Origin of the sequence: Kitasatospora sp. NPDC059673 (assembly GCF_042734215.1) — a bacterium.
In the GTDB taxonomy this organism is placed as follows: domain Bacteria; phylum Actinomycetota; class Actinomycetes; order Streptomycetales; family Streptomycetaceae; genus Kitasatospora.
The window spans coordinates 76,214-94,459 of sequence record NZ_JBHWEN010000024.1; the positions used below are offsets into that span (position 1 = coordinate 76,214).

At 72.9% G+C, this 18,246-nt stretch carries 14 protein-coding genes; 10 read left to right on the top strand and 4 right to left on the bottom strand.

The genetic code is table 11. The features are described 5' to 3' along the window. Positions 1 to 39 precede the first annotated feature (39 nt). Both ACFV18_RS25515 and ACFV18_RS25520 read left to right on the top strand, forming a co-directional pair. Positions 40 to 465 carry a DUF485 domain-containing protein gene (locus ACFV18_RS25515; RefSeq protein ID WP_380486927.1) on the top strand — a complete coding sequence of 142 codons (426 nt, stop codon included), beginning with the start codon at positions 40 to 42 and terminating at the stop codon, positions 463 to 465. Next, positions 462 to 2,069: a cation acetate symporter gene (locus ACFV18_RS25520; RefSeq protein WP_380486929.1), complete on the top strand. Its 1,608-nt coding sequence runs from the start codon at positions 462 to 464 to the stop codon at positions 2,067 to 2,069. The genes ACFV18_RS25515 and ACFV18_RS25520 overlap by 4 nt, the downstream gene beginning before the upstream one ends. A gap of 48 nt (positions 2,070 to 2,117) precedes the next feature. Here ACFV18_RS25520 and ACFV18_RS25525 read toward each other — a convergent pair whose 3' ends face one another. Further along, entirely contained in the window at positions 2,118 to 3,023 is a 906-nt protein-coding gene (locus ACFV18_RS25525; RefSeq protein WP_380486931.1) for a sucrase ferredoxin, read from the bottom strand. Positions 3,024 to 3,143: 120 nt separating this feature from the next. On the opposite strand from ACFV18_RS25525, the gene ACFV18_RS25530 reads away from it, so the two are divergent. From ACFV18_RS25530 to ACFV18_RS25545, 4 genes are read left to right on the top strand one after another with little or no spacing between them, the layout of a single operon-like run. Next, positions 3,144 to 3,440 carry a WXG100 family type VII secretion target gene (locus ACFV18_RS25530; RefSeq protein ID WP_380486933.1) on the top strand — a complete coding sequence of 99 codons (297 nt, stop codon included), beginning with the start codon at positions 3,144 to 3,146 and terminating at the stop codon, positions 3,438 to 3,440. Continuing rightward, complete coding sequence (locus ACFV18_RS25535) at positions 3,437 to 4,891, top strand: putative T7SS-secreted protein (protein WP_380486935.1); 1,455 nt, start codon at positions 3,437 to 3,439, stop codon at positions 4,889 to 4,891. Before ACFV18_RS25530 ends, ACFV18_RS25535 begins: the two co-directional genes overlap by 4 nt. Then, positions 4,891 to 5,403, top strand: a complete 513-nt coding sequence (locus ACFV18_RS25540; RefSeq protein WP_380486937.1) for a hypothetical protein — start codon at positions 4,891 to 4,893, stop codon at positions 5,401 to 5,403. The genes ACFV18_RS25535 and ACFV18_RS25540 overlap by 1 nt, the downstream gene beginning before the upstream one ends. Beyond that, on the top strand, positions 5,400 to 6,029 hold the full coding sequence (locus tag ACFV18_RS25545; RefSeq protein WP_380486939.1) for a hypothetical protein: 630 nt from the start codon (positions 5,400 to 5,402) through the stop codon (positions 6,027 to 6,029). Before ACFV18_RS25540 ends, ACFV18_RS25545 begins: the two co-directional genes overlap by 4 nt. A gap of 59 nt (positions 6,030 to 6,088) precedes the next feature. Here ACFV18_RS25545 and ACFV18_RS25550 read toward each other — a convergent pair whose 3' ends face one another. Beyond that, complete coding sequence (locus tag ACFV18_RS25550) at positions 6,089 to 8,536, bottom strand: DNA topoisomerase (ATP-hydrolyzing) subunit A (protein WP_380486941.1); 2,448 nt, start codon at positions 8,534 to 8,536, stop codon at positions 6,089 to 6,091. A 227-nt stretch (positions 8,537 to 8,763) separates the two neighbouring features. Between ACFV18_RS25550 and ACFV18_RS25555 the strand changes: the two genes are divergently transcribed. The 3 genes from ACFV18_RS25555 (at position 8,764) to ACFV18_RS25565 (ending at position 13,041) form a co-directional block, all read left to right on the top strand. Beyond that, positions 8,764 to 10,098 (top strand): M16 family metallopeptidase, encoded by a 1,335-nt coding sequence (locus ACFV18_RS25555; RefSeq protein WP_380486942.1) that lies wholly within the window; start codon positions 8,764 to 8,766, stop codon positions 10,096 to 10,098. 29 nt (positions 10,099 to 10,127) lie between these two features. Then, a complete protein-coding gene (locus ACFV18_RS25560; RefSeq protein WP_380486981.1) occupies positions 10,128 to 11,495 on the top strand; it encodes a M16 family metallopeptidase in 1,368 nt (455 codons plus the stop codon). 346 nt (positions 11,496 to 11,841) lie between these two features. Further along, positions 11,842 to 13,041, top strand: a complete 1,200-nt coding sequence (locus ACFV18_RS25565) for an RtcB family protein (RefSeq protein ID WP_380486944.1) — start codon at positions 11,842 to 11,844, stop codon at positions 13,039 to 13,041. Between the two features lie 117 nt (positions 13,042 to 13,158). On the opposite strand, the gene ACFV18_RS25570 is transcribed toward ACFV18_RS25565, so the two are convergent. Together ACFV18_RS25570 and ACFV18_RS25575 are read right to left on the bottom strand one after the other, a co-directional pair. Next, a complete protein-coding gene (locus ACFV18_RS25570; protein ID WP_380486945.1) occupies positions 13,159 to 14,760 on the bottom strand; it encodes an ABC-F family ATP-binding cassette domain-containing protein in 1,602 nt (533 codons plus the stop codon). Between the two features lie 225 nt (positions 14,761 to 14,985). After that, on the bottom strand, positions 14,986 to 15,264 hold the full coding sequence (locus tag ACFV18_RS25575) for an HPr family phosphocarrier protein (RefSeq protein WP_380486947.1): 279 nt from the start codon (positions 15,262 to 15,264) through the stop codon (positions 14,986 to 14,988). A 181-nt stretch (positions 15,265 to 15,445) separates the two neighbouring features. Between ACFV18_RS25575 and ACFV18_RS25580 the strand changes: the two genes are divergently transcribed. Continuing rightward, on the top strand, positions 15,446 to 18,217 hold the full coding sequence (locus ACFV18_RS25580; protein ID WP_380486983.1) for a GNAT family N-acetyltransferase: 2,772 nt from the start codon (positions 15,446 to 15,448) through the stop codon (positions 18,215 to 18,217). The last annotated feature ends 29 nt before the right edge of the window (positions 18,218 to 18,246 follow it).

The following is an 18,246-nucleotide window of genomic DNA, read 5'->3' on the forward strand; positions in this document are numbered from 1 at the left end:
GGTTCGGTCGTAACGACCGGAATGATGAGGTGTCGGCAAGTGGCGCAGCAGGAGAGAGTCGACTGGTGGGCCGGGGCCGCCGCCCCCCAGCCCCGGGTGGTGGCGCCGCGGCGCAGCGTGGAAGTGGACGCGGTACCGCCGGAGGACCGAATCGGGGGCGCGGTGTACCGGAGCGTCCAGGACAGTGAGGCCTTCCGGGAGATCCGGCGGGGCTACCGCTCGTTCGTGTTCCCGGCCACCGCCGGGTTCCTGGCCTGGTACCTGCTGTTCGTGACGGCCGAGGCCTTCATGCCGGACCTGCTGGGCCGCCGGATCGCCGGGCCGCTGAACGTGGCCTGGACGCTCGGCCTCGGCCAGTTCGCCTCGACCTTCCTGCTCACCTGGCTCTACGCCCGTAATGCCCGCACCAAGCGCGATCGAGCCGCCCTCGAACTGCGCTGGGACACCCAGGACCAGCTGCGATGACCGCTCACCACCCCAACCACGGCCTCGCCGTCGCCCTGTTCGCCGTCGTCGTCGCGGTGACGCTGACCATCACCATCTGGGTCGGCCGCCGCGGCCACGCCGCTGAGGACTTCTTCGCCGGCGGCCGGGACTTCTCCCCGCTGCAGAACGGCTTCGCGCTGTCCGGCGACTACCTGTCGGCCGCCTCCTTCCTGGGCGTGACCGGGCTGATCGCGCTGTACGGCTACGACGGCGTGCTGTACAGCATCGGCTTCCTGGTCGCCTGGCTGGTCGTGCTGATGCTGGTGTCCGAACTGGTCCGCAACGCCGGCCGGTACACGCTGGCCGACGTGCTGGCGCTGCGGATGCGCCAGCGGCCGGTGCGGGCCGCGGCCGGCCTGTCGTCCATGGTCGTCACGCTGATGTACCTGATCGCGCAGATGGTCGGCGCGGGCAGCCTGGTCGCGCTGCTGCTGGGCACCAACAGCGGGGCCGCCAAGGCGTGGACCATCATCGCGGTCGGCGCCTTGATGATCGTCTACGTGACGGTCGGCGGGATGCGCGCCACCACCTGGATCCAGATCGTCAAGGCCTTCCTGCTGGTGGGCGGTTCGGTGCTGCTCACGGTGCTGGTGGTGGCCCGCTTCCACGGCGACCTGGGCGCGCTGATGGAGACCGCCGCGCGGCGCAGCGGCGAGGGCGAGGCGTACCTGCGGCCCGGCCTCAACTACGGCTCCAGCGCGCTCGACCGGCTGGACTTCGTCAGCCTCGGCCTGGCGCTGGTGCTCGGCACCGGCGGACTGCCGCACATCCTCAGCCGGTTCTACACGGTGCCGACCGCGCGGGCCGCCCGGCGCTCCACGATGTGGGCGATCGGCCTGATCGGCTCCTTCTACCTGATGGCGATCGTGCTCGGGCTCGGGGCGGGTGCGGTGGTCGGCGGGCACGACCTGCGGCTGTCCAACTCGGCGGGCAACACGGCGGTTCCGCTGCTCGCCCTGGACCTCGGCGGTGGCGACGGCTCGACCTGGGGCCTGCTGCTGTTCGCGGTGATCTCGGCGATCGCGTTCGCCACCATCCTGGCGGTGGTCGCCGGACTCACCCTGGCCTCCTCCGCGGCCTTCGCCCACGACCTGTACGCCCGGGCCTGGCGGCGGGAGGGCAGCCGGCAGGTGTCCGAGCGCGAGGAGGTTATCGCCGCCCGGGTCTCCGCCGTGGTGATCGGCGGCCTGGCGATCGTGCTCAGCCTGTACGCGCAGCGCCTGAACGTCGCCTTCCTGGTCGGTCTGGCCTTCGCGGTGGCCGCCTCCGCGAACCTGCCGACGCTGCTGTACTCGCTGTTCTGGAAGCGCTTCTCCACCCGCGGCGCGGTCTGGTCGGTGTACGGCGGCCTGGTTCCGGCGGTGGTGCTGGTGCTGTTCTCGCCGGTCGTCTCCGGGGCGAAGACCTCGGTGCTGCCCGGCATGGACTTCCACTGGTTCCCGCTGGAGAACCCCGGGCTGGTCTCCATCCCGCTCGGCTTCCTGGCCGGCTGGCTGGGCACCATGCTGGACCGGGAGCCCGCCGACGAGGACGGTTACGCCGAGCTGGAGGTCCGCGCCCTGACCGGGGCCGGCGCCGCCTGACCGGGCATCAAGGACGGGCCCCGCACCGGGTGGTGCGGGGCCCGTTGGTCATTCGGCGATGGCCACGAGGGCGGTGACGTCCATGCGGGACGGGGTGCCCGGGGCCTTGCCGCAGCTCTCGGCGCGGGGCGGCTCGCTCGCGGCTTCCGCGACCGTCGCCCGCCAGCGGCGGCCGTCGGTGTGCGCCACCTCCACCGTCCAGCCGTCGCCGTCCGGGGTCTGGCGCATGGTCAGCGCGTCGGCGGCGCCCTCGCCGGTCAGTTCGCGGACGGCCTGCTCGGCGGCCTGGGACGGGCGGGGCCAGTACGAGCGGCCGCGTGAGTGGGCGGGGGTGGTGTGGCCGGCGGCGGTGGCGGACAACACCTCCTTGGCGGACTCCGCGGTGAGCCGGCCGTAGGCGTAGCCGTGCGGCAGCACCAGCATGGTGGGGGAGAAACGGTGGCCGCCGAGGTGGGTGACCTCCCAGACCTCGCTGTGGCCGGCCGATGCCAGGTCGGCGGCCAGCGGGCGGCCGAGCAGTGCGCAGCAGCGGTCGCGCCGGCCGTTGGTGCACACCAGGGCGATCGGGCCGCCGATGTGCTCGCTGCCGAAGCCGTCGTGGTGGCCCGCGCCGAGGGCGGCGAAGTCGAGGTCGAGCAGTTCGGCGGGGGAGCCGAGCCGGGCCCGGCGCACCCACGGGTCGGCGGGTGCGGTGTGCGCGATCAGCACCTCGTGGTGGGCGGCGGTGTCGGTGTCGGCGTGCCGGCCAGGCCGGCGGATCAGCGCGATCCGGACGCCGGTGCCCTCGGCCGCCCGGTCCAGCGCGGCCCCGAGTTCGGGGTCGAGGTGGCTGGCGGTGAGCGCCTTGGCGCCCCACGGGCCGGGCTGTTCGAGCAGCAGCCAGGTGGTGGCGGTGGCCGCGGTGGCGGCCAGTGGCTCGGTCAGTTCGCGCGACAGTGTCGTACAGGTGCTCACCTGCCCACCTTATGTCCGGACGGCGGGTCGGAGCGGGTGGAGCTTCGCCTGCGGAGGGCCGGGCGGGTGCGGACTATGCTGGGCTCCATTACCTGGATTTGACGTTCTTTTGGGGGAGTCTTGGGGTCCTTCTTCGCGGTCGATGTGGCGGACCTGGACCGTCTGTTGGCGGATCTGCACCGAAGTCAGGGCGAGTTGCGCACCGCGTTGAACGCGATGCGGGACACCGGGCCGAAGACCACCGGCGCCAAGTCCTTGGATCACGCCTGCGACGAGTTCCACGACAGCTGGGACGACGCGATCAAGAAGATCGCCGAGTCCACCCAGCAGGTGGAGGAGGGGCTGAACATCACCCGGCGGGCCTACGCGGAGACCGACCAGGCGCTGCGTGAGGTGTTCGGCGGCGGTGCCGCGTGAGCGACACGGCGCAGTTCCCCGCGCTGGGCTTCGACCCGGCGCCCGGAAACCCGGCCAGTGTGGACGAGTTGGTGCAGCGGTTGACCACCGCCGCCGGGGCGCTGGAGAGCGCCCACGGCACCCTGGAACGGCTCACCCGGGCCGGCGGCAGCTGGCGCGGCGACGCGGCGCGCGCGTTCGCCGGAAAGGTCGGCGAACTGCCCGGCCTGCTCCGCGACAGCGACGACGCGGTGCGCACGGCGGCCCGGCAACTGGAGGGCTGGCGCGGCCAGTTGACGCACTTCCAGGAGACCGCGCGGCGCTACGAGGCGGACGCGGAGGCGGCCAAGCGGCGCTGCGAGAGCTGCGAGCGGCAGCAGGACGGCGCCCGCTCGCGCTACGAGACGGCGGCCGGCGCCCCGGCGTTCCGGCTGGCCGGGCGGATGTACGCGGACCAGGCGCAGCTGCAGCAGGCCCAGGCCGAGATCGACGCCGCGCAGCGCGAGTTGAACGCGGCGGGCGGGGAACTCGACGACGCCAAGCGGGCGCTGGAGGACGCCGAGGACGCGTTCCAGGCGATAGTGAAGCAGGCGAAGGAGCTGCGCGAGGACCACCTCGACGCCGCCGGGAAGGTCGCCCGGGCCCTGCGCAAGGCCAACCAGAACGCGCCGACCACCAGCGCGTGGGACAGCTTCAAGGACGCCCTGAAGCGGGCCGGCCACGCGCTCAAGGAGTGGGCCACCAAGCACGCCGACCTGCTGAAGAAGATCGGCGACTGGCTGGGCATCGCCTCCACCGTGCTGGGCGTGGCCGCCCTGTGCACCCTGTGGTTCCCGCCGCTGTCCGGCGCGCTGGCGCTGGCCGGCGGCGTGCTCTCGGCGGGCGCGCTGGCCAGCCACGGCCTGGCCAAGCTCGGCGGGGCGGACGTCAGCGCGATGGACCTGGTCGGCGACGGGCTGGGGGCGCTGCCGTTCGGCAAGCTGGTCGGCACGGCGGCCAAGCCGGTGGTGAAGGTCACCACCAAGCTGGTCCCGAAGATCGAGAAGGTGACGCTGGAGACCGGTGAGACGGTGATGCGGCAGACCGGCGGGAAGGTCCGGGAGATCGCCAAGAGCCAGACCGTCGATCACCTGGGCGACGCGCTGCGCGGCTCGGCGGTCCGGGTCACCGAGATCGGCGCGGAGGGCGCGCTGAACACCACCTTCAAGGCGCTGCCCGGCATGGGCAACCGGCTGAAGTTCGCCTGGGAGAAGCACGTCGCCGAGTCGGTGTACGGCACCGCGGTCGACACCTTCAAGTCCACCCGGGTCGCCAACCTGCCGGGCCTGCGCTCGATCCCCTCGTTCCAGAACGCGATCCGGGCCGACGGCAGCCTCGACCCGATGTCCTGGTGGAGCCGGGGCATCAACGGGGTGCCCTCGCTGCCGGGCATCGTCACCGGCATCCACGACCAGTTCAGCGGAGGCAACTGATGTACGGCACACCACCGTTGACCCCGTCGGCGGGGCGGCGCTCGCGGATCGGACTGGTGCTGTGGTGCGCCGTGCAATGGGTGGTGATCCCGGTGGACGTGCTGACCCGGCTGGTGTGGATGCCGCTCACCGTGCTCGCCGAGACGGTCGACTCGGTGGAGTGGCTGGAGCGCGGCTGGCGGCGGACGCTGGTGCGGCCGCTGAGCCGCTTCGTCGGCCCGGCGAGACTGGCCCGGGAGTGGGGCGAGGACCAGCGGCGCTGGGACGCCAGGATGGCCGAGATCTGCGGCGTCGCCGCCGCCGCTTACGCTCGGGGTTCGAACGCCAAATACGCCCTCCGCGGCTGGGCCGACATGCGGTGGGGGTACGGGACCCGCAGCTTCCTGATGACCCCGAAGGACTACCGGGGCGCCCACCCGGAGCGGATCCGGGCGATCGCCGCCCAGCACGGCCTGGTGGCCCGCTCCCTGGGGAAGGCCGGGATCGAACTGGTGCCGGCGGTGGCCCGATGAGCAGCTACACCTTCGACGTGCCGGTGCACTTCCACGACCTCGGCATGCACCTGGACGCGCAGCAACGCGCCGTCCACCTGCGGGAGTTGGCCTGCGAGATCTGGGCGGGCGGCACCGAGGCCCAGCGCGAGGGCGTCCAGCGGTTCTACGGCGAGCTGGCCGACGCGGCCGCCGAGGACGGCGCGAGCTACGCCGGGGTGTGCCTGATGGCCACCGAGGACGACCGGATCTCCACCGCCTCGTTGATCGCCCGCAGCGAGACGCTGGAGCCGGCAGCCGACCCGGAGACGGTGATCGAAACCCTGGAGGAGACCCTCTCGCTGGACCCGGCCGCCGACGTGCACCGCACCGAGACCGAGCAGGGCCCCGCCGTGGTCGCGTTCAGCGGCGTCGAGTGGACGCCGGTGCCGGAGCAGCCCGCGCTGCCGCTGGCCAGGGTGGACGTCTACCTGCCGCTGCCCGCGATGTCCGAGCTGCTGGTGTTCTCGCTGACCACCCCGTCGCTGCCCGACCTGCCGCAGTACGTCGCGCTGCTGTCCGAACTGACCGACACCGTCGAGGTGGTGACGGACAACCCGGCGCCGCTGCCGGTGCAGCGGCCCGGGGAGCGCGCGCCGCTGTTCTGAACCCGCACGCGCGGAACGGCGGGCACCCCCCATCAGGGAGGCCCGCCGTTCCGGGGGTGTCACATCCGGCCGCCGACCGCCGCGATCCTGGCCGGCACCGGGGTGCCGGAGCCGTCGCGGCGCGGGTCGCGCTCCGGGAGGGGGACGGGCTGGCCGTTGGCGGCGGCGCCGAGGGCGGGCACCGGACCGGCCCAGGCGAACGCCAGGCCGTCCTCGCCGCGCAGGAAGCGCTGGCAGCGGACGCCGCCGGTGGCCCGGCCCTTGCGCGGGTACTGGTCGAACGGGGTGAGCTTCCAGCTGGTCTGCTGCTCGCCGTCCAGCGTGCCGGAGGCGGCGGCCACCGAGAGGACCACCGCGTCCTCGGCCGGATCGACGGCGGTGAAGGACAGCACCCGGGCGCCGTCCGCCAGCTTGATGCCGGCCATGCCGCCGGCCGGGCGGCCCTGCGGACGGACCTGGCTCGCCTGGTAGCGCAGCAGCTGGGCGTCGGAGGTGAGGAAGACCAGGTCCTCCTCGCCGGTGCGCAGCTCGACCGCGCCGACCACGGTGTCGCCGTCCTTGAGCGCGATCACCTCGAACTCGTCCTTGTTGGCGGGCCATTCGGGCACCACCCGCTTGACCGTGCCCTGCACGGTGCCGAGCGCCAGGCCCGGCGAGGACTCGTCCAGGGTGGTCAGCGCGAGCGCCTTCTCGTCCGCCTCCAGCCGGAGGAACTCGGAGACCGCGGCGCCGCCGGCCAGCGCCGTGGTGCCCGGGGGCAGCGCGGGCAGGTCGATCACCGGCAGGCGCAGCACCCGGCCGGCCGAGGTGACCAGGCCGACGTCGCCGCGCGCGGTGGCGGGGACGGCGGAGACCAGCACGTCGTGCCTGGCCCGGGACGGCTCCTCGGTGACCGGCTCCAGGTCGAAGGTGCGGGCGAGCAGACCGGTGGAGGACAGCAGCACCCGGCACGGGTCGTCGGCGACCTCCAGCGGCACCGACAGCGCCGCCGACGGCACCGACCCGGCCTCCAGCAGCACGGTGCGCCGCTCGGTGCCGAACTGCTTGGCCACCGCGCCGAGTTCGGAGGACACCACGGAACGCAGCCTGGTGTCGGACTCCAGGATCTCGGTCAGCTCGGCGATCTCCTTGAGCAGCTTCGCCTGCTCGGCCTCCAGCTCGACCCGGTCGAAGCGGGTGAGCCGGCGCAGCGGGGTGTCCAGGATGTACGCGGTCTGCGTCTCGGAGATGCCGAAGCGCTCCATCAGGCGGTCCTTGGCCTGGGACGCGTCGTCGCTGCTGCGGATGATCGCGATCACCTCGTCGATGTCGACCAGGGCGATCAGCAGGCCCTCGACCAGGTGCAGCCGGTCCTGGCGCTTGCGGCGGCGGAAGTCGCTGCGGCGCCTGACCACCGTGAAGCGGTGATCGACGTAGACCTCCAGCAGCTCCTTCAGGCCCAGCGTCAGCGGCTGGCCGTCCACCAGCGCCACATTGTTGATGCCGAAGGTCTCCTCCATCGGCGTCAGCTTGTACAGCTGCTCCAGCAGCGCCTCGGGGACGAAGCCGTTCTTCACCTCGATGACCAGGCGCAGGCCGTGCTCGCGGTCGGTGAGGTCCTTGACGTCGGCGATGCCCTGGAGCTTCTTCGCGTTGACCAGGTCCTTGATCTTCGCGATCACCTTCTCCGGGCCGACGGTGTACGGCAGTTCGGTGACCACGATGCCCTTGCGGCGGGCGGTGACGTTCTCGATCGTGGCGGTGGCGCGGATCTTGAAGGTGCCGCGGCCGGACTCGTACGCGTCACGGATGCCGGACAGGCCGACGATCCGGCCACCGGTCGGCAGGTCCGGGCCGGGGACGAACCGCATCAGGGTTTCCAGGTCCGCGGCCGGGTGCTTGATCAGGTGCCGGGCGGCGGCCACCACTTCGGACAGGTTGTGCGGCGGCATGTTGGTGGCCATGCCGACCGCGATCCCGGTGGCGCCGTTGACCAGCAGGTTCGGGTACGCCGAGGGGAGCACCTGGGGCTCCTGCTCGGAGCCGTCGTAGTTCGGGCCGAAGTCGACGGTGTCCTCGTGGATCGACTCCACCATCGACATCGAGGCGGCCGTCAGCCGGGACTCGGTGTAGCGCATCGCGGCCGGCGGGTCGTCGTTGCCGAGCGAACCGAAGTTGCCGTGGCCGTCGATCAGCGGCAGCCGCATCGAGAACGGCTGCGCCATGCGCACCACGGCGTCGTAGATCGAGGCGTCGCCGTGCGGGTGCAGACGGCCCATCACCTCGCCGACCAGGCGGGCGCACTTGACGTGGCCGCGCTCCGGGCGCAGGCCCATCTCGTTGGCCTGGTAGAGGATCCGGCGGTGCACCGGCTTCAGGCCGTCGCGGGCGTCCGGCAGGGCCCGGGAGTAGATCACCGAGTAGGCGTACTCCAGGAACGAGCCCTGCATCTCGTCCACGACATCGACATCGAGGATGCGCTCCTCGAAGTCACCGGGCGGCGGGGTGGGCGAACTGCGGCGGGCCATCGCTGCGGGGCTCCCTTGCGGTACTGGGGTGGGCAGGGCCAAGGCATGAACGCCCCCCATTGTGGACCCTCGGTGGGACACCACCTGTCACCCGGGCCGCTTCCGCCGCTGGCGAACGCGCCCGACGCACGGACACCTGACGGCGGCACCGGGCGTTGCACCAGAATGGGGGACGTCACAAGCCCCCGGCCCGGACACTCCGGAACCGACGACGGGAAGGACCCCGCATGGCCAACCCCGGCCCCGCCAGCGGCCTCGCCATCACCGAACACCGCCTGGCCAACGGCCTGCGCGTAGTGCTCTCCGAGGATCACCTCACTCCGGTCACCGCCGTGTGCCTGTGGTACGACGTGGGCTCCCGGCACGAGGTGAAGGGGCGCACCGGTCTCGCCCACCTCTTCGAGCACCTGATGTTCCAGGGCTCGGCGAACGTCTCCAACAACGGGCACTTCGAACTGGTCCAGGGCGCCGGCGGCTCGCTCAACGGCACCACCAGCTTCGAGCGCACCAACTACTTCGAGACCATGCCCGCGCACCAACTGGAGCTCGCGCTCTGGCTGGAGGCCGACCGGATGGGCTCGCTGCTGGCCGCCCTGGACGACACGTCCATGGAGAACCAGCGCGACGTGGTGAAGAACGAGCGCCGCCAGCGCTACGACAACGTGCCCTACGGCACCGCGTTCGAGAAGCTCACCGCGCTGTCCTTCCCCGGCGAACACCCCTACCACCACACCCCGATCGGCTCGATGGCCGACCTGGACGCCGCCACCCTGGAGGACGCCCGGACGTTCTTCCGGACGTACTACGCGCCCAACAACGCGGTGCTGTCGATCGTCGGCGACCTCGACCCCGAGCAGACCATCGCCTGGGTGGAGAAGTACTTCGGCTCCATCCCCGCCCACGACGGCAAGCAGCCGCCGCGCGACGGCAGCCTGCCCGACACCATGAACGGCGAGGCCCGCGAGCTGATCCGCGAGGACGTCCCCTCCCGCGCCCTGATGGCCGCCTACCGGCTGCCGCACGACGGCACCCGGCAGGCCGACGCCGCCGACCTCGCGCTCACCATCCTCGGCAGCGGCGAGTCCTCCCGGCTGTACAACCGGCTGGTCCGCCGCGACCGCACCGCCGTCGCGGCCGGCTTCGGCCTGCTGCGGCTGGCCGGCGCGCCCTCGCTGGGCTGGCTGGACGTCAAGGCCGGGGCCGGCGCCACCCTGGAGCAGATCGAGACCGCCGTTGACGAGGAGCTCGCCCGGTTCGCCGCCGAGGGCCCCACCGCCGAGGAACTCGAGCGCGCCCAGGCCCAGATCGAGCGCGAGTGGCTGGACCGGCTCACCACGGTGGCCGGCCGCGCCGACGAACTCTGCCGCTACGCCGTGCTGTTCGGCGACCCGAAGCTGCTCAACAGCGCCCTGCCGAAGGTCTTCGACGTCACCGCCGAGGAGGTCCGCGAGCTGGCCGCCGCGCGGCTGCGCCCCGACAACCGGGCGGTGCTGGTGTACGAGCCGACCCCCGACGACAGCACCGACGAAGACAGCTCCGAGAACGAGGAGGCGGCGGCGTGAGCGACACCCCCGCGCAGTACATCCCGGCGATGGACTTCCACCCGCAGCCGAAGCCCGGCACCCCCACCCCGTGGGCGTTCCCGGCTCCCGAACGGCTCACCCTCGCCAACGGCCTGACGGTGCTGCACTGCCACCGCCCCGGCCAGCAGCTGGTCGCCGTCGACGTGGTGCTGGACGCGCCGCTGGCCGCCGAGCCCGAGGGCCTGGACGGCGTCGCCTCGATCCTCGCCCGGGCGCTCTCGGAGGGCACCGACACGCTCACCGCCGAGGAGTTCGCGGCCGAGCTGGAGCGGGCCGGCGCCACCCTGGACGCCCACGCCGACCACCCGGCGCTGCGGGTCTCGCTGGAGGTCCCGGCCTCCCGGCTGGAGCGCGGCCTCACCCTGCTCGGCGACGCCCTGCGGGTGCCGGCGCTGCCCGCGGAGGAGATCGAGCGGCTGGTCGCCAACCGCCTCGACGAGATCGTCCACGAGCAGGCCAACCCGTCCCGGCGGTCCGCCAAGGCGCTGTACGCCGCGCTGTTCGCCGAGTCCGACCGGCTGTCCCGGCCGCGGGCCGGCTCCACCGACAGCGTCAAGCGGATCGACCGGGACGCGGTGAAGGCGTACTACGACGCCCACCTGCGCCCGTCCACCGCCACCGTCGTGGTGGTCGGCGACCTCGCCGGCGTAGACCTGGCCGCCCTGCTGGAGTCCACCCTCGGCCGGTGGACCGGCGAGAGCGTCGAGCCGTCGGTGCACGGCCCGGTGGTCGCCGACGACACCGGCCGGGTGGTCATCGTCGACCGGCCCGGCTCGGTGCAGACCCAGCTGCTGATCGGCCGGATCGGCCCGGACCGGCACGACCCGGCGTGGGCCGCGCAGGTCCTCGGCATCTACTGCCTCGGTGGCACCCTCACCTCCCGGCTCGACCGGGTGCTGCGCGAGGAGAAGGGCTACACCTACGGCGTCCGGGCGTTCGCCCAGTCGCTGCGCTCCGCCGCCGACGGCTCCGGGCGCGGACTGCTGGCGATCAGCGGCTCGGTGGACACCGAGTCCACCGCGCCCGCGCTGCAGGACACCTGGACCATCCTGCGCACGCTCGCCGCCGAGGGCCTGACCGACGGCGAGCGCGAGGAGGCCGTGCAGTTCCTGGTCGGCGTCGCCCCGCTGAAGTACGAGACGGCCGGGTCGGTCGCCGCCACCCTGGCCGACCAGGTCGAGCAGTACCTGCCCGACACCTACCAGGCCGAGCTGTACCGGCAGCTGGCCGAGCTCGACACCGACGCCGCCACCCGCGCCGTGGTCGCCGCCTTCCCGCCGGACCGGCTGGTCACCGTGCTGGTCGGCGACGCCTCGGTGATCGCCGAGCCGATCAAGGCGCTCGGCATCGGGGACGTCACGGTCATCCCCAACTGACCTGGTCGTTCACGAGGGTCCGACGGGGCGTCAGCCCCGCCGGACCCTCCGCGTTTTAATCGATTGCGCCGCTGCCACCGGACGTGGGTAGATATCCCCGGCCGGGCGAGAGACGCGCGGCCGTCGCGAGGCGGAAGGAGGCGGTCACCATGCGGGTCGAGCCACGACGACGCTCCCCGAGGCTGCCCTTCCACCGTTCGTCCCGAACTGCCTGAGCAGTCGCCGCGCAGCACCGTCTGCCGCCCGCGGTCCCGCTTCGCCGGGCCGCCCCCTGATCTTCCCCGCCGCCGCACCGGGCGTTTCCGTGCGGCACCATGAACTCACGGACCCTGGAGGTCGAACCAGCATGTCGTACACCGAGATTCCGGGCGCCCGGGTACCGATCCGGATGTGGACCGACCCGGCCACCGTCGAGGGCCAGGCCCTGCAGCAGCTGCGCAACATCAGCACCCTGCCGTGGCTGCACGGCCTCGCCGTGATGCCGGACGTCCACCTGGGCAAGGGCGCCACCGTGGGCTCCGTCATCGCCATGAAGGGCGCGGTCTGCCCGGCCGCGGTCGGCGTCGACATCGGCTGCGGAATGACGGCCGTGAAGTCCTCGCTCACCGCGAAGGACCTGCCGGACGACCTGTCGCACCTGCGGCACCGGATCGAGCAGGCCATCCCGGTCGGCCGCGGCCTGCACACCGACCCGATCGAGCCGGGCCGGCTGCGGCTGCACGGGCAGTCCACCACCGGCTGGAACGACTTCTGGCAGCGCTTCGACGGCATCGCCCCCGAGGTGCGCTGGCGGCGCGAGCGGGCCGCCCAGCAGATGGCCACCCTCGGCGGCGGCAACCACTTCATCGAGCTCTGCCTGGACGACGACGGCGCGGTCTGGCTGATGCTGCACTCCGGCTCGCGCAACATCGGCAAGGAGCTCGCCGAGCACCACATGTCGATCGCCCAGTCGCTGCCGCACAACCAGGGCCTGATCGACCGCGACCTCGCGGTCTTCATCGCCGACACCCCGCAGATGGCCGCCTACCGCTCCGACCTGTTCTGGGCGCAGGAGTACGCCAAGCACAACCGGGCGCTGATGATGGCCCTGTTCCAGGACGCGGTCCGGCGTGAACTGCCCAAGGCCAAGGTCACCTTCGACGAGATGATCTCCTGCCACCACAACTACGTCGCCGAGGAGCGCTACGACGGCGTCGACCTGCTGGTCACCCGCAAGGGCGCGATCCGGGCCGGCTCCGGCGAGTACGGCATCATCCCCGGCTCCATGGGCACCGGCTCGTACATCGTGAAGGGCCTCGGAAACGCGGCCTCCTTCAACTCGGCCTCGCACGGCGCCGGCCGCAAGATGAGCCGGACGGCCGCGAAGAAGCGCTTCACCACCAAGGACCTGGTCGAGCAGACCGCGGGCGTCGAGTGCCGCAAGGACTCCGGCGTGGTCGACGAGATCCCGGGCGCCTACAAGCCGATCGAGAAGGTCATGGCCCAGCAGAAGGACTTGGTCGAGGTGGTCGCGCACCTCAAGCAGGTGATCTGCGTCAAGGGCTGACACGACGCCAGCGGCCCGGTGGTGCCTGGAATCCGGGCACCACCGGACCGAATCCACGCGATCACCACCGCGTGGGTGCGTGCGTCGAGCGGCAGCCCGACCGCGGCCGACCGGCGGCTAGGCTCCGGCTTCCACCAGCGCGCGGTAGCGGTCGTGCCACAGGTCCTCGTGCGCCTGCGGCAGCAGCAGCACCCGGTCCGGGCGCAGCGCGGCGAGCGCGTCCGGATCGTGGGTGACCATCACCATCGCGCCCGGGTACCCGGCGACCGCCCGCAGCACCTCGTCCCGGGAGGCCGGGTCGAGGTTGTTGGTCGGCTCGTCCAGCAGCAGCACGTTGGCGCCCGAGTGCACCAGGCAGGCCAGGGCCAGCCGGGTCTTCTCGCCGCCGGAGAGCACCCCGGCCGGTTTGTCCGCGTCCGCCCCGCCGAACAGGAACGATCCGAGGGCGGCACGCACCTCGCCGTCCGTCAAGTGCGGTGCGGCGGCCGACAGATGCTCGAACACGGTGCGGTTCGGGACGAGCGTGTCGTGTTCCTGCGCGAAGTAGCCCAGCCGCAGGCCCGGGCCCGCCACCGTCCGCCCGCCGTCCGGGAATTCGCGGCCCGCGAGCAGCCGCAGCAGGGTGGTCTTGCCCGCCCCGTTCGGGCCGAGCACCACGAGCCGGCTGCCCCGGTCCACCGCCAGGTCCACGCCGGCCAGCACCCGGTGGTCCCCGTACGCCTTCGCCAGGCTGATCGCGCCCAGCGGGATCCGCCCGCACGGCGCGGGCTCCGGCAGCCGGATCCGCGCCGTCCGCTCGGCCTTGCGCACCGGCTCCGTTCCCGCCAGCAGCCGGTCCGCCCGCTTGGCCATCGACTTCGCCGCCGAGGCGGTGTTCGTGTTGGCCTTCATCTTCTCCGCCTGCGCGTGCAGGCTCGACGCCTTGCGCTCCGCGTTCGCCCGCTCCCTGGCCCGCCGCCGCTCGTCCGCCGCCCGCTGCGTCAGGTACGTCGACCAGCCGGTGTTGTGCACGTCCAGCGCGGCCCGCTGCGGATCCAGGTGGAACACCCGGTTCACCGTCGCGGCGATCAGCTCCAGGTCGTGGCTGATCAGCACCAGCCCGCCCCGGTGGGACGCCAGGAAGCCGCGCAGCCAGGCCACCGACTCGGCGTCCAGGTGGTTGGTGGGTTCGTCCAGCAGCAGTGTGTCGTGATCGGCGAACAGGATCCGGGCCAGCTCCACCCGGCGTTTCTGCCCGCCCGACAGGTCGCCGACCGGCTGCTCCAGCAGCCGCTCGGGCAGCCCCAGGCCCGCCGCGACCCGGGCCGCCTCCGCCTGCGCGGCGTACCCGCCGCACCGCTGGAAGGCGGCTTCGGCCCGGGCGTAGGCGTTCATCGCACGCTCCAGCGCTGCCCCTTCGGCCGTGGCCATCGCGGATTCCGCGGTGCGCAGTGCGCGCTGCGCGCCGTCCATCCCGGATGCGGACAGGATGCGGTCCAGCACCGGGACGGCCGGGTCCGCGGCGCGGGAATCCTGCGGCAGGTACCCGGTCGAACCCGTCCGCGCGATGGTTCCGGCGGCGGGCTCGGCGAGGCCGGCCAGAGTGGAGAGAAGAGTGGTCTTCCCCGCGCCGTTGCGGCCGACCAGGCCGACCCGGTCGCCCGGTGCGAGGTGGAAGGAGAGGTTGTGCAGCAGCAGACGCGCGCCAACGCGCACGTCGAGACCACGAACGGTGATCATGAAAGGACGCTCCGAAACAGCAAGAGGACACACGGGTGGCGTGGAAGCTGGTCCTCTTGCTAGGAGATGCGGGGCGTCGACATGGGGCCGACAGTACGCCGCCGGCGGGGCGGCCCGCATGCGAATTTCGGGGAGGGGCCGCCGCGGCGGACAGCGGTGCGGCCGTGCTGCTGCGGGTCGGAAACGGGGGCCGGAAGCGGCGGAACGCGAAGCGCGCGGCTGAAGCTACGCCGCCGGCAGTTCGTCCAGGCCCTCGTGCACCATCTTCGCGACCCGGTCCAGCGCCGCGTCCGCGCCCTCCGCGCTCGCCGACAGGATCACCGTCTCGCCGCCCTCCGCGCCGAGGGTGAGCACGCCGAGCATGGAGCCGGCGTTGACCGGGGTGCCGCCTTCCTTGGCGATGGTCATCGGGACGCCGGTGGAGGTGACGGCCTTGACGAAGATCGAGGCGGGACGGGCGTGCAGGCCCTCGGCCCAACCGATGGTGACGCGGCGCTCAGCCATGAGAGGTGCCTTTCAGGTGGTGCAAGGTGGTGCAGATGTTGTCTAGACCAGTGTTGCACGCCGGTGCTGTTACGGCCGGGCGGCGAGCAGGGTCAGAGTGCCGTCCCCGGCAGGGGCGGCGCCATCAGGCTCGCCGACGGCTACCCTGACGACCGTGGAGCACGACACCGTCAAGCACGCCATGGCGCGCGAAGAGGCCGAGCACGGTTATCCGCAGCACTGGGAGGCCGACGTCCTGCTGCGCGACGGCGGCACGGCCCGGATCAGACCGATCACCGCGGACGACGCGGACCGGCTGGTGGAGTTCTACGAGCAGGTCTCCGACCAGTCGAAGTACTTCCGGTTCTTCGCCCCGTACCCGCACCTGTCCGACAAGGACGTGCGCCGGTTCACGCACCACGACTACGTGAACCGGGTCGGTCTCGCGCTGGTGGTGCGGGACCGGTTCATCGCCACCGTCCGCTACGACCGGATCGACAAGGCGGGCATGCCGTCCACCACCGGCACGGACGCCGAGGTGGCGTTCCTGGTGCAGGACGCCCACCAGGGGCGCGGCATCGCGTCCGCGCTGCTGGAACACATCGCGGCGGTGGCCCAGGAGCGCGGCATCCGCCGGTTCACGGCCGAAGTGCTGCCGGAGAACCGGAAGATGGTGAAGGTGTTCACCGACGCCGGCTACACCCAGCGGCGCAGCTTCGCCGACGGCGTGGTGCACCTGGAGTTCGACCTGGAGCCGACCGCCGCCTCGCTGGCGGTGATGCGGGCCCGTGAACACCGCGCCGAAGCCCGTTCCGTGCAGCGCCTGTTGACGCCCCGTTCGATCGCCGTGATCGGGGTCTCGCGCAACCCGCAGTCGGTCGGCCGGGCGCTGCTGCGCGACATCCGGGCGGGTTTCGACGGCCCGGTGTACGCGGTGAACCGCACCGTCGAGCCCGGCACCGAGCTGGACGGCGTCCCCACCCACCGCTCGGTGCTGGACATTCGCGGTCCGGTGGACCTCGCGGTGATCGCGGTGCCGGAGTCCGCCGTCCCGGCCGTGGTCGCCGAGTGCGGCGCGCACGGTGTGCGGGGCCTGGTGGTGGTCACCGCCGGGTACGCCGAGACCGGCCCGGACGGGCGCGACCGGCAGCGCGAACTGGTCCGGCAGGCCCGGGCCGCGGGCATGCGGGTGGTCGGCCCGAACGCCTTCGGCCTGATCAACACCGACCCCGAGCACCGGCTGAACGCCTCGCTGGCCCCGGTGCTGCCCGGCCGCGGACCGTTCGGCGTGTTCTGCCAGTCCGGCGCGATCGGCGTCGCGCTGCTGGAGGCCGCCCACCGGCGCGGCCTGGGCATCTCCTCCTTCGCCTCGGTCGGCAACCGGGCCGACGTCTCCGGCAACGACCTGCTCCAGTACTGGGAGGAGGACGCCGCCACCGGGGTGGTGCTGCTCTACTTCGAATCCTTCGGCAACCCGCGGAAGTTCACCCGGATCGCCCGCCGGCTGGCCGCCGCCAAGCCGGTGGTGGTGCTCAAGGGCGCCCGGCACACCGGCAGCCTGCCGCCCGGCCACGCCGTCCAGCCCGCCGCCACCCGGCTGCGCGACGCCACCGTGGACGCGCTGTTCCAGCAGGCCGGCGTGATCCGGGTGGACACCATCACCGAACTGTTCGACACCGGCGAACTGCTGGCCGGCCAGCCACTCCCGGCCGGCAACAAGGTCGCCGTCGTCGGCAACTCCGACTCGCTCGGCCTGCTCACCTACGACACCTGCCTGGGCACCGGCCTGCGCCCGCGCACCCCCGTCGACCTGACCACCGGCGCCAGCGGCGAGAACTTCCGGATAGCCCTGGACACCGCGCTCAGTGACCCGCAGGTGGACGCGGTGATCGCCGTCGCCATCCCGCCGATCGGCGTGCTGGGCGGCCCCGAGTCCGCGCCCGAACAGGTCGAGGACGCCCCGGAGATCGCCCAGGCGCTGCTGGACGCCGCCGAGCGCGGCCGGGAACTCGGCAAGCCGCTGCTGCTCGCCCACCTCGCGCTGCCCGCCCTGGTCGCCCGCCTGCGGGCCGGGGGAGTGCCCGCCTACCCGGCCCCCGAACGCGCCGTCCACGCCCTGGCCGACGCGGTGCGCTACGCGAAGTGGCGCCGCCGCAGCGCCGAGGCCGAGCAGACCGCCCGGGTCCCCGAACTCGACGGCGTGGACGAGAGCGCCGCCCGCGCCCTGGTCGAGCAGGCGCTGGGCAGCCGCGAGGCGGTCGCCGCCCGGCTGCAGTCCGGCGGAGCCCGGGTCACCCTGCCCGATCCCGACGCCGCCGCCCTGCTCGGCCACTACGGCATCCAGGTCAGCCCGACGCTGGCCGCACCCGACGAGAACAGCGCCGTCAAGGCGGCGGCCACGCTCGGCTACCCCGTTGCGCTGAAAGCCACCGCCGAACACCTGCGCCACCGGCCCGACCTCGGCAGCGTCCGGCTCGACCTCACCAGCGAGGCCGAACTGCGCCGCGCCCACCGCGAGCTGGACGCCCTGCTGGGCGGCGCCGCGCAGGCGGAGCTGGTGGTGCAGCGGCTGGCCCCGCGCGGCGTGGACACCGTGATCGGCGCCGCCGTGGACCCGGCGGTCGGCACCATCCTGTCCTTCGGCCTGGCCGGCGCCCCCGCCGAACTGCTCGGTGACGTCGCCCACCGCCTGGTCCCGGCCACCGACCGGGACGTCGCCGAACTGATCCGCGAGGTCCGGGCCGCGCCGCTGCTGTTCGGCTGGCGCGGCGCGGAGGCGGTGGACACCGGCGCCCTGGAGGAGCTGCTGCTGCGGGTCTCCCGCCTGGTCGACGACCTGCCCGAGATCGCCTCCGTGGACCTGGAACCCGTGGTGGTCGCCCCGCACGGCCTGACCGCGCTGGGCGCCCGGGTGCGAATCGCCCCGCTGCCGGTCCGCACCGATCTGGGACCGCGCGCCATGAGCACGCTGTAACCTTGCGTGGTTGCCCGCCCGGCAGGAGC